Below are 13,680 nucleotides of genomic sequence, written 5' to 3'. Positions count from 1 at the left end.
CGCCGTCAGCAGGCCGCGTCGAAGGAGGGGGCGAGCCGCTCCTCGAGGATCCGCTCGCGCAGCTCGGGGTCCGCGAACCCGCCCGCCAGCGCGGTCCGCTGCGCCCGCTCGACGTCCGCGAGGCCCCAGCCGAAGCGGTCGACGAGCAGCCGCAGCTCGCCCGTGACGCTCGTCGCCGAGATCAGCCTGTTGTCCGGATGCACCGTGACGGCGGTTCCGATCGTGGCGAGCAGTCCGATCGGATGCTGCGCGAGCGTGTCCACCACGCCGCCGGGCTGCGAGTTCGAGCTCGGGCACAGCTCCAGCGGGATGCGCTCGTCGACGATCCGCTGGGCGACCGGGCCGAGCTCGAGCGCTGCGACCCCGCCTCCCGCTCGGCGCCACGCGGCGACCACGTCGCCCACCGGGTGCCGTGCGCCGTCGACCGCGACGTCCTCCGCGAGCCGGGCGCCGTGCCCGATGCGCTGGGCGGAGCAGTGCTCCAGCGCACCGAGGATGCTCTCGACGCCGGCGGCCTCGCCCGCGTGCACGGTAAGCGAGAGCCCGTGCTCGGCGGCGAGGCGGAACCACTTCGCGTGCTCGGCGGGCGGATGCCCCTCCTCGTGCCCGGCGAGGTCGAGTCCCACGACCGCGTCGCGGTTGCGCAGAGCGGTCTCGACGACCTCGCGGCCGTGCCGCGCCGTGCGCATGATCGAGAGGATCTGCCGCACCAGCACCGGGCGGCCCTCCCGCGCGGCGTCGCGCATCCCGGCTTCGAGCCCGTCCTGCACGGCCGCCAGCGCCTCGTCCATCGAGAGGCCGCGGGCGAGGTGCTTCTCGGGCGCCCAGCGGGTCTCGGCGTAGACCACGCCGTCGGCGGCGAGCGCGGCGACGTACTCCCGCGCGACCCGGCGCAGCTGGGGAGCGGTCTGCATGACCGAGGTCGTCAGCCCGAACAGCAGCTCCCAGTCGGCGCCCGGTTCGAGCGCCGCGAAGTTCCCGAACCAGTGCTGCAGAGTCTCCGGGTCGCGGCGCGGCACCGGCGCCCCGCTCTCGGCCGCGAGGGCGAGGAGGGTCTCGGGCCGCACCGAGCCGTCGAGGTGGTCGTGCAGCGAGACCTTGGCGAGGCGGGCGAGCGGATCGGAGCGGTCGACCCAGGTGGTCGCGCGCTCGTGTCGCGAGGTGAGGTCCATGGGTCTCCGATCCGCCGGATCCCAGCGTACAAAACGTTTTGTATCGTCCGTATGACGATCCGTGGCACGCTGTCGCCATGACCGCTCCCCGGCACCTCGTCGTCTTCGACACCGACATCGGCACGGACGTCGACGACGCCCTCGCCCTCGCCGTCCTCCTCGGTGCGCGGGAGGAGGTCGAGCTGCTCGCCACGACGACCGTCTACGGCGACACCCTCCTGCGCGCCCGCCTCGCGCAGCGCTACGCGGGGCTCGCCGGCGTGCGCCTGGACGTGCACGCGGGGGAGCGCGACACCCTCTCGGGGCGCGAGGTGTGGTGGGCGGGCCACGAGGGCACCCTGCACGACGGGCTCGATGCCGAGGAGGTGCAGGAGGAGCCGGCCGTCGACGCCCTCCTCCGCCACGTGCTCGCGCGGCCGGGCGAGGTCGACGTGATCGCCGTGGGGCCGCTGACCGACATCGCGGAGGCGATCCGGCGCGAGCCGCGCTTCGCCGGTGCGGTCCGCCACCTCTGGCTGATGGCGGGAGCGTTCGGCACGGGCGCGACCGAGCACAACGTCCGCAGCGACGCCGACGCGGCGCGGGTCGTCTTCGGCGCCCGCCTGCCGACGACCGTCGCCGGACTCGAGGTCACGCAGCGCCTCGCGATGCGCAGCGAGCAGGTCGAGGCGATCGCCGCCTCCGGTGCCCTCGGCGCCGCGCTGCACCGCGACATCCGCCAGTGGTGGGACTTCTGGAGCGAGACCTGGAACGTTCCGCACGACCCCGTCGCGGTCCTGGCGATGCTGCGACCCGAGCTCGTGACGCTCTCGGAGCCGGGCACGGTGACTGTCGTTCCCGGCGGCGACCCCGTCGAGGACGGCCTCAGCGTCTTCACCCCCGATCCCGAGGGCACCGTCCGGCTCGTCGTCGATCTCGACGTCGACGCCGTCTCGGAGGCGATCGTCGCGGGCGTGCGGGCGGCCGGTGCAGGGCCGCTCGGCCTCAGGCGCTGATCGCCGCCCGCACCTCGGGAGGGGTCGGCGGAGTGGTGGCCATCAAGTCCCGCACGTAGGCGAAGAAGCGCTCGCCGTCGATCCGCTCGACGGCCGTCGCGTTCGCCGTCTCGGGCGTGCACGTCCAGTCGAAGACGGTCGCGCCGAGCGTCAGCCGCCCGTCGGTCTCGACCGCCACCGCGTACGCGCGCTCCTCGAGCACGAGGTCCTCGTCCAGGCTCAGCAGCACCGAGAGCGAGTCCGGGTGCGTCGAGCCGTCGATCCCGACGCGCACGTCGAAGTCGAAGGTGGCGCGGTTGGCGCGCACGAAGAAGTCCGACAGCGGAGTCGCGGCCGCGGCGATCTCGGCGATCCGGCCCTCGTCGAAGACGGCGTCGCGGAGGGTCAGCGGGTCCCAGGTCACGAAGCGCAGATCCGCGAAGCCCGCCCCGGTGACGATCGCGGCCGCCTCCGGATCGACGTAGACGTTGAACTCCGCCGCGGGCGTGATGTTGCCGCGGCCGTTGAGGGACCCGGCCATCACGGTCAGCCGCTCCACGTTCCGCACGAAAGACGGGTCCTTCCGCGCCGCGAGCGCGATGTTGGTCAGCGGGCCGATCGCCACGATGCGCAGTCGGCCCGCGTGCTCCGCGGCCAGTCGGATCAGGGCGTCGACGGCGTGCTCCTCCTCGGGCCGCTGCGAGTCCTCGGGCCGGCGGATGCCGCCGACGCCGTCGCCGTGCACCTCGGTGGCGCTCACCCACGGGCGCAGGAGCGGAGTGCGCGCGCCGAGGTGGACGGGCACCTCTCCCGCGCGCCCGGCCAGCGCGATGGTGAGGAACGCGTTGTGGAGCTGCTGATCGAAGCCGACGTTCCCCGCGACCATCGTCACCGCCCGCAGATCGGCGCGCGGATCCAGGAGCCCGATCAGCAGGGCGAAGCAGTCGTCGGCGGCGGTGTCGGTGTCGATGAGGAGAGGGATCACGCGGCGAGCGTACGGTGCGCTCGTGTCGGGCGTGTTGCGGGGAGGCAGAATGGATCCCGATGACCTCCACACCGCCTCCGCTCGGCCTCCTCCTCGACGTCGACGGCCCCATCGCCAGCCCGATCAGCCGCACCATCGCGATCCCCGCCATCGCCGAGGACCTCGTGCGCCTCGCCAACGCCGGCATCCCGATCGTCTTCAACACCGGACGCTCGGACGCGTTCCTGCGCGAGCGCGTGCTGCCCTCGCTCCTGGAGCGCGGGGTCTCGCCCGAGGCCCGCATCGTCTGCGTCTGCGAGAAGGGCGCCGTGTGGTTCACGGTCGACTACCGCGGCACGTCCGAGCCGATCGTCGACGAGTCGCTCGCGATCCCCGAGCCGGTCGCCCGCGACCTCGAGCGCATGATCCGCTCCGACTACGACGACCTCGTCTTCTTCGACGAGACCAAGCGCGCGATGGTCTCGGCGGAGCAGCTGGTCGACCTGCCCAGCGACGAGTACCTCTCGCGCCAGCTCGTCTTCGACGCCGACGCCCTGCAGATCATGACCGCGGCCGGCCTGGGAGTCGAGCGCCGCGGCATCCGCTACCCGAACGACTCCGGAGCCGTCGACTACCGCATCGACCCCACCGTCATCTCGACCGACATCGAGTCGAACCGCCTGGGCAAGGACCTCGGCGCCCAGCGCGCCGTCGAGCTGCTCGGCGCGACCGGGCCGATCCCGCAGCGCTGGCGCACCGTCGGCGACTCCCGCAGCGACTACGCCATGGCCGACTGGCTGTACGAGCACGCCTACGAGGTCGCCCACGTCGACGTCCGCCCGGCCGAGGGCGTCCCCGAGAAGCCGTACCCGATCCTGGTGGTCGACGACCTCGTCAACGACGCGGCCGGAGCCGCGGTGCTGCGCCGCTGGACCGAGCTCGTCGACGACGAGACGACTCCCGAGGCGGGCGACGGGATCTCGCTGTACACCCGAGACTGATCCGCCACCCCTCGTCCGCGCGGATCGCGGCGGCTAGCGTTCGAGGCATGAGAATCGCAGTCACCGGTGGATCCGGCAAACTCGGCCGCAGCGTCGTCGCCCGCCTCCGCGCATCCGGCCACGACGTCTACAACCTCGACCGGGCGGGGGAGCGGGGCCCGGGCTTCGTGCGCATCGACGTCGCCGACTACGGCCAGGTCGTCGACGCCATCCAGGCCGTGGGCGACCAGTACGAGGGCATCGACGCGGTCGTGCACCTCGCCGCGATCCCCGCGCCGGGCATCGTGCCCGACATCGCCACCTTCCAGAACAACATGCTGTCCACGTTCAACGTGTTCCACGCGGCGATCCGCTCGGGCATCCGCAACGTCGTCTACGCCTCCAGCGAGACGGTGCTCGGCCTGCCCTTCGACGTGCCGCCGCCCTACATCCCGGTCGACGAGAAGTACCCCGCCCGTCCGGAGTCGGTCTACTCGCTCACCAAGCACCTCGAGGAGCAGCTCGCGATCGAGCTGTGCCGCTGGCACCCGGACCTGAAGATCATCGGCCTGCGCTTCTCGAACGTGATGGACGAGGCGGACTACGCCGAGTTCCCGTCGTTCGACTCCAACGCCCTGCAGCGCAAGTGGAACCTCTGGGGCTACATCGACGGCCGCGACGGCGCGCAGGCCGTCGAGAAGGCGCTCGCGCACGATGCGACCGGCTTCGACCGCTTCATCATCGCGGCGGCCGACACGGTCATGTCGCGCCCCAACGACGAGCTGATCGCCGAGGTGTTCCCCGGTGTCGAGGTGCGCGGCGAGGTCGGAGCGAACGAGACCCTGCTCTCGATCGACCACGCCCGCGAGGTGCTCGGCTACGCGCCCGAGCACTCCTGGCGCGACTCGCAGCGGGGCTGACCGAAACGCGACCGGCCCGCCGGGATCCGAGGATCCGGCGGGCCGGTCGCGTTCCTGCCGACTACTGCAGCATCAGCTGGGGATGTAGTTGAAGGTGTCGGGGTCCGGGCCGGTGCGGTGGCCGCGGTCCAGTGCCGTGATGTCGGTCATCGACTCGTCGTCGAGCTCGAAGTCGAAGAGCGCGAAGTTCTCCTCGACACGGGCGCGGGTGACCGACTTCGGGAACACGATGTCGCCGCGCTGGATGTGCCAGCGGAGCACGACCTGCGCGGGGGAGCGGTCGACGTTGCGCGCGATGCGGGTGATCGTGTCGTCCTCGAGCACCAGGCCCTGGGCGATGGGCGACCACGCCTCGGTGGCGATGCCGTGCTCGACGCCGTACGCGCGCAGCTCGTCCTGCACGAGGTAGGGGTGCACCTCGATCTGGTTCACAGCCGGCACGATCGTGGCCTCGGCGCGCAGGCGGTTGAGGTGGTTGGTCTGGAAGTTGGAGACGCCGATCGCCTTCGCCTTGCCGCTGCGGTAGATCTCCTCCATCGCCTTCCAGGTCTCGAGGTAGTCGCCCACGTTCGGCAGCGGCCAGTGGATCAGGAAGAGGTCGACGTAGTCGAACTGCAGCTCGCCGAGGGTCACGTCGATCGCGGCGAGGGCGTCCTCGCGGGCGTGGAAGCCGTTGTTGAGCTTCGAGGTGACGAAGACCTCGGAGCGGTCGAGGCCGGAGGCGCGCACGGCCTCGCCGACGCCCGCCTCGTTGCCGTACATCTCGGCCGTGTCGATGTGGCGGTAGCCGACCTCGAGGGCGGCGAGCGTCGCGTCCTTCGTCTCGGCGGGATCGATCTGGAACACGCCGAAGCCCAGCTGGGGGATCTCCACTCCGTTGTTGAGGGTGATCGTGGGGACCGTGGTGGCGTCCGTGCTCATACTGAGTCTCGTCCTTTCATCGGGGAGGCCGCGCGCTCGACGCCCGCGGCCAGGAGTCCAGTCCACGCCCGGGGGCCTGTCGGCTGCAACCCCTTGAACACTCAGGGAACGTCGAGGGGTCGCGTCGCCGGGCTCGTCATCCGCGCGCCGAGCAGCGTGCGGTCGACGTGCTGCTCCTGCCAGCCGCGGTCGAGAGCGCCGCTGCGGAGGAGCCAGCGGTGCAGGACGGGGCCGACCAGGAGCTCCGCCGCCGCGGCCGGATCCTCGGCTCCGGCCTGCTCGAAGCGCCGGGCGATCGCGGCCATCTGAGGGTCGAGCAGTCGCTCGCGGTACTCGCCGGCGAGATCGAGGTCGGTCTGGATCGCGGCGGTGACCGCGCGCAGCAGCGGTTCGGTCGCGGGCGAGGTCAGCTCGTGGACCGTCCCCTCCAGCAGCAGGAGCAGGTCCTCCCTCAGCTCTCCGCTGTCCGGGACGGCGACGGCGCCCTCGGTGGTCTCGCTCCGGGCGAGAAGGGCGTCGAAGAGGATCGCCGCCGTCGACGGCCAGGAGCGGTAGAGCGTCTGCTTGCCGACTCCTGCGTGGACCGCGACGCCCTCCATCGTCAGCCTCGCGACTCCCCGGTCGCCCACCAGGTCGAGCACCGCCTCGTGCACGCGTGCGCGCGTCCGCTTGCTGGCCATGACGCCATCCTAGTGAAACGAGACGAAGCGTCTCGTTCTGAGTAGGGTGTCGGCATGAGCACTCGACAGATCTGGATGATCACCGGGGCCGCCCGAGGTCTCGGCCGTGCCCTCGCGCTCGCGGCGGTGTCCCAGGGGCACGTCGTCGTCGCGACCGTCCGCGGCGAGCACACCCTCCCTCCGCACGAGCGGCTGCACGTCCGACGTCTCGACGTGCGCGACCGTGCGGCAGCGAGAGCCGCGGTCGAGTCGGTGGTCGCCGAGCTCGGTCGACTCGACGTGCTGGTGAACAACGCCGGCTACGGCCTGATCGGAACGGTCGAAGAAGTCGGGGAGAGCGAGGCGCGGGACATCCTCGACACGGATCTCCTCGGGCCGCTCTGGCTGTCGCAGGCGGCCGTGCCCGTGATGCGGAGCCAGGGGGGAGGGCACATCCTGCAGATCTCGACGGTCGGCGCCGTCGGCACCCTGCCGACCCTCGGCCTCTACAACGCCGCCAAGTGGGGCCTCGAGGGGTGGACCGAGGCGATGGCGGCCGAGGTCGCTCCGTTCGGCATCCGCACCACGATCGTGCAGCCCGGGGCGATCGACACCGCCTGGGCCACCGGTGGCATGCGCTTCGCGGCTCCCTCCTCCGAGTACGACGACCTCAGGACCCGTCTCTTCGGCACCGCCGAGGTGCCGTGGCCCTCCGGCGGGACCGGTGGTGGAAGCCCACCCGAGGCGATCGCCGCCGCCGTCCTCGCGCACGTCGCCGACCGCGACGACCACCGCCTCCGCCTGCTCGTCGGAGACGACGCCCCGGAGCAGGTCCGTGCGGCTCTCGACGCGCGGATCGAGGACTACCGCCTCGACCGGCGGTGGCCGACGGCGGAGTGACCTCCGGTCAGGCCGGCGTCGAGTCGACGCGCGGAGTGATCGGCGAGCGACCCGCCGAGCAGCGCGGCGATCGCGAGGGCGACCAGGAGGGGGACGTGCCCGGTCACCGGGACCAGCGCCGCGATGATCAGCGGGAAGAAGAAGCCCAGGTAGGTGAGCGTGTAGAAGGTCGCCGTGAGCCTCGCGAGATCGTCGGGTGCCGCCATCGTCTGCACGGCCTTGAGTCCCGAGAGCAGGCAGATGCCGTAGCCGGCGCCGAGGAACGGAGCGGCGAGGAGCACGAGCCACGGCGAGCCCGTGAGGGCGGCCGGCGCGAGCACGAGCGCCCCGGCCGCGAAGCAGATCGTGCCGACCGGGCCGTTGCGCCCCCGCAGAGCGTGGTCGATGCGCGCCGAGAGCAGCTGCACCGAGGTCCCGACTCCGAGGGTGATCAGCATGACGAGGGTCGCGAACGCGATCCCGAGCGTGCCGAGTCCGCCGGTCACGAGGCTCGGGCCGACGGCGAACGAGAGGCCGCAGCTGCCGAAGACGAACGGCGCGATCGGAGCGACCGTGCCGCGGAACCGGCTGCGGTAGACCGCCGGGACGCGCAGGTCGCCCAGGAGCGAGCGCCGGTGCGGGCTCGACGTGCGCGTCTCGGGCGCGCGGAGCACCGCGAGCAGGGTGAGGGTCGTCACTCCGGCGTGCACGAGGTAGGGCAGCGCGGTCGGATCCGGCGCCCACTGGGCGAGCACCCCGCTGATCGCGGCCCCGCCGCCGAAACCGATCGAGAGCGAGATCCCGCTGCGGCGCGCTCCGGTGCCCGCCGCCGCCGACAGCTCCTTCACCCAGCTGCTGCCGACGACGGCAGCGACGGCGACGCTGACCCCGGCGAGCAGACGGGCGACGCAGAGCCCCGCGAGGTTCGTCCCCGCTAGTGCGAACACGACGCTCGCGATCGCGCCGAGCGCTACTCCGGCCAGCATGATCCTCCGCCGGCCGAAGCGGTCGGACCACGCCCCGGCGAGCGCGAAGCCCGGCACGATGCCGATCACGTACACGGCGAGCAGCAGCGTGACCTCGGTCTGCTCGAAGCCGGCCACCTGCCGGTACATCACCATCAGGGGGATGAACTGGTTGCCGCCCCAGCCCAGGGCCGACATCGCGGCGGCCACGAGCAGCCACGACGACTGCGACGTGCGAAGTGCGGACGGGGATCGGTCGGGGCGGGGCCGCATGGCGTCCTTCGGGTCGGGGGCACCCGGGCCGCTCGGCGCGGGAGCGGTCGCCGACCTCCGATTCTCGGGACACCGGCCGTGTCGGCGCAAGCTCCGATTGCGGACGTGTCCGCTGGAGGACGTCCGGGCGGGTGCCGGAGCGCCGTCAGCAGCTGATGCTCGGAGCCGGCGGACCGCCGGCGATGGCCGTCCCAGCGACGGCGGGAACGCCGCCCCGATGCGGCCGACCCCCGGTCGGGCGTCAGGCCGCGCTGTCCAGCCGCAGCATCGCCTCGCGGGCGAAGGCCGACGCCGCCGAGCGCCACGTGCGCTCCAGCGACAGCACGTCGTCGCCCGCCGCGCGCGAGTCAGGGAGCTGCTGGGCGGCGGCGTCGAGCACTGCGGCCCGCAGCTCGGTGTTGATGTTGATCTTGCCCAGCCCCGCGCCGACCGCGCGGCGCAGGTCGGCCTCGGGGATCCCGGACGCGCCGTGCAGGCTCAGCGGCACCCCGCTCGCCGCGTGGATCGCGTCGATCAGCGGCCAGTCGAGCTCGGGCTCCGCGGCGTAGGTCCCGTGCACGTTCCCGACCGACGTCGCCAGCACGTGCGCACCCGCCGCGGAGAGGAACGGGGCGACCAGGGCCGCGTCGGTGCGGCCCGACGGCAGCGAGGCGAGCGCGCGGTCCTCGTCGCCCGCGAGAGCGCCCAGCTCGGCCTCGACGACCACTCCGGAGCGGCGCACCGCCTCAGCCGTGAACGCCGCGTTCTCCTCGAACGGCAGAGCGCTGCCGTCGGCCAGCACTGCGTCCGCACCGGCCTCGACGGAGCGGAGGATCAGGGCGAGGTCGGTCGCGTGATCGAGCTGCACCGAGACGGGCACCGCGGAACCGTCCGCCAGGGCGCGCAGCGCGGTGAGGAACCGCGGTCCGTGCCGGTCGGCCGCGGTCTTCGGCGTGACCAGCAGGATCACCCCGCGGCCCAGCTCCTCCGCCGCGTCCACGACCGCGAGAGCTGTCGAGAAGTCGTAGCAGGTGAGGGCGCCGACCGCCCCACCCGCCGCCTGCCGCTCGCGGATCAGGTCGTCCATCCGGACCCTCACGCGAGACCGCCCGCGACGATCCAGACGACGTAGGTCAGCGCGAACCCGACCACGCCGAGGATCGTGGTGAGCACGGTCCAGGTGCGCAGTCCGTCGGCGACGCTGAGGCCGAGGTAGCGGGTCACGACCCAGAAGCCGGCGTCGGTGACGTGCGAGAGTCCGAGCGAGCCGAAGCCGACCGCGACGGTGATGATCGCGATCTGCAGCGCGGTGTAACCGCCCTCGGCGACACCCGTGGCGAGCAGTCCGCCGGTCGTCACGATGGCGACGGTGGCCGAGCCCTGGGCGGCGCGCAGCACGAGCGACACCACGAAGCCGAGCACGATGAGCGGCACGCCGAGGGTGTCGAGCGTGCTCGCGAGCGCCCCGCCGATGCCGCTGGCCTGCAGGACCGCTCCGAACACCCCGCCGCCGGCGACGACGAGCAGGATCGACGCGATCGGCGGCAGCGCGCTCTCGAAGATCTCGTTCGTCTGCGTGAGCGACCAGCCGCGCTTGACGGGCAGGGCGAAGAATGCGATCCCGACGGCGACGAGCAGCGCGAGCACCGGAGTGCCGACGAAGACGCTGAGGCCGTGCGCGAAGGTGCCCTCGGGCAGGATCAGGGCGCCGACGGTGCCGACGAGGATCTGCACGATGGGGATCGCGACGAGCAGGATGATCAGCCCGGCGCGCGGCGGGGCCAGCTCGGTGCCGTCGCGGCCGACCGTGCGGATCGCGGAGGTGACCCCGCCGACCTCGGCGAGCTGCGCGGCCACGGCCGGGGCGAGCTCGTAGTCGCGGCGGTTCATGATCGCCGAGACCGCGTAGGAGAGGACGCCGAGTACCGCGCAGATGGGCAGCGCGATGAGGGCGATGAGCCCGACGTCGGCGCCGAAGACGCCCGCTCCGGCGACGATGCCCGGGTGCGGCGGCACGGCGACGTGCACGGCGAGCATCAGGCCCACCATCGGCAGGCCGAACTTCACCGGACTGAGCCCGGCGACCTTGCTGAACGCGTAGATGATCGGCACGAGGACGATGACGCCGACCTCGAAGAAGACGGGGATCGCGACGAGGAACGCCACGATCGTCAGTGCCACCGCGACCCGCTTGGGGCCGAGCACGCGGGTGAAGTGGTCGGCGAGGCTCTGCACACCGCCCGACACCTCGATCAGGCGGCCGAGGATCGCGCCGAGCGCGATGATGAGGGCGACCTTGCCCATCGTGCTGCCCACGCCGTTGGCGACGAGCACGAAGATGTCCTCGAGCGGGATCCGCGCCGAGACGGCGACGAGCACGCTGACCAGCAGCAGGGCCACGAAGGCGTGGATCTTGAAGCGGATGATGAGCACGAGCAGCAGGGCGATGCCCGCCGCGGCGATCCCCAGCAGGACCGGGGTGTCGAGGGTGACCGCCGGGGCGATCGGTGCGTCCGCGGCGCTGCGGATCGCGGTGGCGAGGTTCATCGGGCGTCCTTCGGGGTGAGGTGCTGCGGGGCGAGGACCTTGATGACGGCGGAGTCGTCGGCGGCGGCGAGGCCCTGCGCGGCTCCGAGCAGGTAGAGCTGCTCGGCGGCCGCGGCGATCGGAGTGGCGAGGCCGGAGCCCCGGGCGGCGGAGGTCACGATGCCCATGTCCTTCACGAAGATGTCGAGGCGGCTCAGCACCTCGGCGCCGTCCTCGTCGTAGGCCTGCAGCATCCGCGGTCCGCGGTTGCCGAGCATGAACGAGCCCGCCGCGCCGGCCGAGAGCGTCTCGAGGGTGGCGGCGACGTCGAGTCCGAGCGCCTCGGCCAGGGCGAGCGCCTCGGCTCCGGCGGCGATGTGCACGCCGCACAGCAGCTGGTTGACGGTCTTGAAGGCCTGGCCGTCGCCGGCGCGGTCGCCGATGACGCTCAGCGTCGAGGCGAGCAGCTCGAGCACGGGCTGCGCCTTCGCGCGGGCCTCGGGAGCCGCTCCGACGACGATCAGCAGGTCGCCCGCTCCGGCGCGGACGGGCCCGCCGCTGAGCGGGGCGTCGACGAGGTGGACGCCCAGGGCGTCGAGTTCCGCGGCGACCGAGACGACGTCGTCGATGCCGACGGTGCTCGTCATGATCACGACGGCGCCGGGCTCGAGGGTCGAGGCGACTCCGTTCGCGCCGAAGAGCACGTCGCGCAGCTGCGCTCCGTTCCGCACCGCCAGCAGCACGGCGTCGACGCCGGCCACCGCGGCGCGCGCGGAGTCGAAGGGGGTGATGCCGGCGTCGGCGGCCAGCGCCAGCCGCGGCTCGGCGATGTCGAAGCCGTGCACGGTGAGCTCGGTGGCGAGGCGGGTGGCCATGGGCAGGCCCATGGCGCCGAGCCCGAGCACGGCGACGCTGTAGGAGGGGGTGGTCACGGTGGTCCTTCTTCCTGGGGAGTGGGGGAGGGGGTGCTCGCGGGTCACGCGACTGCGGGGGTGGGACGGGTCAGCGTGCTGACGACGGCGGCGAGCGAATCGTCGTCGCCGACGTTCCCCGCGAACACGATGTAGGGGATGCCGCGCGCGGGGCCGTCGACCGGCTCCCAGAGCGAGACGATCCCGGGCAGCATCGGGCCGCGCACGATCGCGCGCCGGATGCCGAGCCCGTGGGTGGCCACGTCGCTGGACGTGATGCCGCCCTTGGCGATGACGAAGCGGGGGTGCCGACGGGACAGCACCCGCTGCACGACCCCCACGACCGCGGTCGAGACCCGGCGCGAGATGTCGAGGCTCTCGTCCTTGTCGTCCGTGCGGCGGAGGAGCCGGCTGGTGTGCACGGCGACGTCTCCGCGGCCGAGCGCGTCGACCGCCGCGTGCACGATCCCGTCGAGGTGCGCGGCGTCCTCGGCCAGCACGGCCTCCACGTCGATCTCGAGGGTCCGCTCGAGGGCGCCCTGAGCGGTGAGCACAGCGAGCTGGCGCGAGGTGAGCCCGACGTGCGAGCCGACCACGATCAGACCGCCGACGGCGTCGCTCCCGTCGGTGCCGAAGACGTCCTGCGCCGTGAGCGGAGGGTGCACCTCCTGCCCGATGCGGGCGCGGACGAACGGCGGGCCGACGCGGAACAGGAACCGCTTGCCCTGCTCCTCCGCCGCCGCGAGTCCGAGGGCCAGCAGGCGCATGTCGTCCTCGGTCACGGCGTCGACGACGACCGGGACGGAGCCGGTCAGGGGGAGGAGCGCGCGGACGATGCCATCGACTCCGCCGCGCAGGACGCTCAGGTCCAGGCGCACGACCTGCTCGGCGCTCCACCGGCCCTGCGTCTTCTCGGCGACGTAGTCGGCGAGGTCGGAGGAGGCATAGCCGAACGTCGCGTCGCGGGCGAACTCGGTCTCGGCGATCGGAATGAGGCCGTCCGGCGAGCGCATGAAGTGGACGCCGCCGATCGTGACGCGGCCGGCATCGGGGAACGCGGGCACCAGCAGCACCGCGTCGAAGCCGTGGCCGGTCGACTCCCGCACCGTCTCCTCGATGACGTCGGTCTCGAGCGGGTAGTGCCCGCGCAGCGTCGAGTCGCCCCGGCTGACGAAGGCGATCGGAGTGCCGGCATCGGCGGCCGCGCTCGTCGCGTGGGCGACGATCTCGCGGTTGCGCCGGGCGGCCGACTCGGGGTCCAGGCTGCGCGTGTTCGTGAGGACGTAGACGGCGGGGGCGCCCTGCGCCAGCGCCCAGTCGAAGTCCGCCGTCTCCCACGACGTGAGGACGGGCAGGTCGGCGACCGACTGCGTGCCCGTGGGGTCGTCGTCCAGGACGATCAGGACCCGGGTGCCGCGTCCGACGGCCGCCGCGACGTCGGCCGCATCGACGGGGACGTGCTCGGGGTGGCCCGCGAGGGCGCTCGACTCTTCCATCATCACTCCTTTGTAGCTGATAGCAGATATCATACAAGTTGATGGAGCCGCGTCAAGAGCG

General features: G+C 72.7%; 13 protein-coding genes. 4 read left to right on the top strand and 9 right to left on the bottom strand.

Going from position 1 to position 13,680, the window contains the following annotated elements:
• Positions 1–5: 5 nt before the first annotated feature.
• Positions 6–1,172, bottom strand: coding sequence for an adenosine deaminase family protein (locus C1I63_RS00280; protein ID WP_107573322.1), 1,167 nt, complete (start codon positions 1,170–1,172; stop codon positions 6–8).
• A gap of 77 nt (positions 1,173–1,249) precedes the next feature.
• On the opposite strand from C1I63_RS00280, the gene C1I63_RS00275 reads away from it, so the two are divergent.
• Positions 1,250–2,167, top strand: coding sequence for a nucleoside hydrolase (locus C1I63_RS00275; RefSeq protein WP_107573321.1), 918 nt, complete (start codon positions 1,250–1,252; stop codon positions 2,165–2,167).
• Here C1I63_RS00275 and C1I63_RS00270 read toward each other — a convergent pair.
• On the bottom strand, positions 2,157–3,131 hold the full coding sequence (locus C1I63_RS00270; RefSeq protein ID WP_107573320.1) for a nucleoside hydrolase: 975 nt from the start codon (positions 3,129–3,131) through the stop codon (positions 2,157–2,159). The two genes, C1I63_RS00275 and C1I63_RS00270, sit on opposite strands and share 11 nt — an antisense overlap.
• Positions 3,132–3,190: 59 nt before the next feature.
• On the opposite strand from C1I63_RS00270, the gene C1I63_RS00265 reads away from it, so the two are divergent.
• Positions 3,191–4,111: an HAD family hydrolase gene (locus C1I63_RS00265; protein ID WP_107573319.1), complete on the top strand. Its 921-nt coding sequence runs from the start codon at positions 3,191–3,193 to the stop codon at positions 4,109–4,111.
• A 47-nt stretch (positions 4,112–4,158) separates the two neighbouring features.
• Positions 4,159–5,010: an NAD-dependent epimerase/dehydratase family protein gene (locus C1I63_RS00260; RefSeq protein WP_107573318.1), complete on the top strand. Its 852-nt coding sequence runs from the start codon at positions 4,159–4,161 to the stop codon at positions 5,008–5,010.
• 72 nt (positions 5,011–5,082) lie between these two features.
• Here the strand turns inward: C1I63_RS00260 and C1I63_RS00255 are convergent, their stop codons facing one another.
• Together C1I63_RS00255 and C1I63_RS00250 are read right to left on the bottom strand one after the other, a co-directional pair.
• Complete coding sequence (locus tag C1I63_RS00255) at positions 5,083–5,931, bottom strand: aldo/keto reductase (RefSeq protein ID WP_056867899.1); 849 nt, start codon at positions 5,929–5,931, stop codon at positions 5,083–5,085.
• A gap of 101 nt (positions 5,932–6,032) precedes the next feature.
• Entirely contained in the window at positions 6,033–6,611 is a 579-nt protein-coding gene (locus tag C1I63_RS00250; RefSeq protein WP_107573317.1) for a TetR/AcrR family transcriptional regulator, read from the bottom strand.
• A gap of 54 nt (positions 6,612–6,665) precedes the next feature.
• Between C1I63_RS00250 and C1I63_RS00245 the strand changes: the two genes are divergently transcribed.
• Entirely contained in the window at positions 6,666–7,490 is an 825-nt protein-coding gene (locus tag C1I63_RS00245; protein WP_244906930.1) for an SDR family NAD(P)-dependent oxidoreductase, read from the top strand.
• Here C1I63_RS00245 and C1I63_RS00240 read toward each other — a convergent pair.
• From C1I63_RS00240 to C1I63_RS00220, 5 genes are all read right to left on the bottom strand, one after another.
• Positions 7,454–8,707, bottom strand: coding sequence for an MFS transporter (locus C1I63_RS00240; protein ID WP_107573316.1), 1,254 nt, complete (start codon positions 8,705–8,707; stop codon positions 7,454–7,456). The two genes, C1I63_RS00245 and C1I63_RS00240, sit on opposite strands and share 37 nt — an antisense overlap.
• Before the next feature lie 241 nt (positions 8,708–8,948).
• Positions 8,949–9,773: a class II fructose-bisphosphate aldolase gene (locus C1I63_RS00235; RefSeq protein WP_230673565.1), complete on the bottom strand. Its 825-nt coding sequence runs from the start codon at positions 9,771–9,773 to the stop codon at positions 8,949–8,951.
• A gap of 8 nt (positions 9,774–9,781) precedes the next feature.
• Positions 9,782–11,233, bottom strand: a complete 1,452-nt coding sequence (locus C1I63_RS00230; RefSeq protein WP_107573314.1) for a GntP family transporter — start codon at positions 11,231–11,233, stop codon at positions 9,782–9,784.
• Positions 11,230–12,144 carry an NAD(P)-dependent oxidoreductase gene (locus C1I63_RS00225; protein ID WP_107573313.1) on the bottom strand — a complete coding sequence of 305 codons (915 nt, stop codon included), beginning with the start codon at positions 12,142–12,144 and terminating at the stop codon, positions 11,230–11,232. Before C1I63_RS00225 ends, C1I63_RS00230 begins: the two co-directional genes overlap by 4 nt.
• A 44-nt stretch (positions 12,145–12,188) precedes the next feature.
• Entirely contained in the window at positions 12,189–13,622 is a 1,434-nt protein-coding gene (locus C1I63_RS00220) for a four-carbon acid sugar kinase family protein (protein WP_107573312.1), read from the bottom strand.
• Positions 13,623–13,680 lie beyond the last annotated feature (58 nt).

The sequence above is a fragment of the Rathayibacter caricis DSM 15933 genome (assembly GCF_003044275.1).
Taxonomy (GTDB): domain Bacteria; phylum Actinomycetota; class Actinomycetes; order Actinomycetales; family Microbacteriaceae; genus Rathayibacter; species Rathayibacter caricis.
This window is presented reverse-complemented; position numbering and strand designations above follow the sequence as displayed.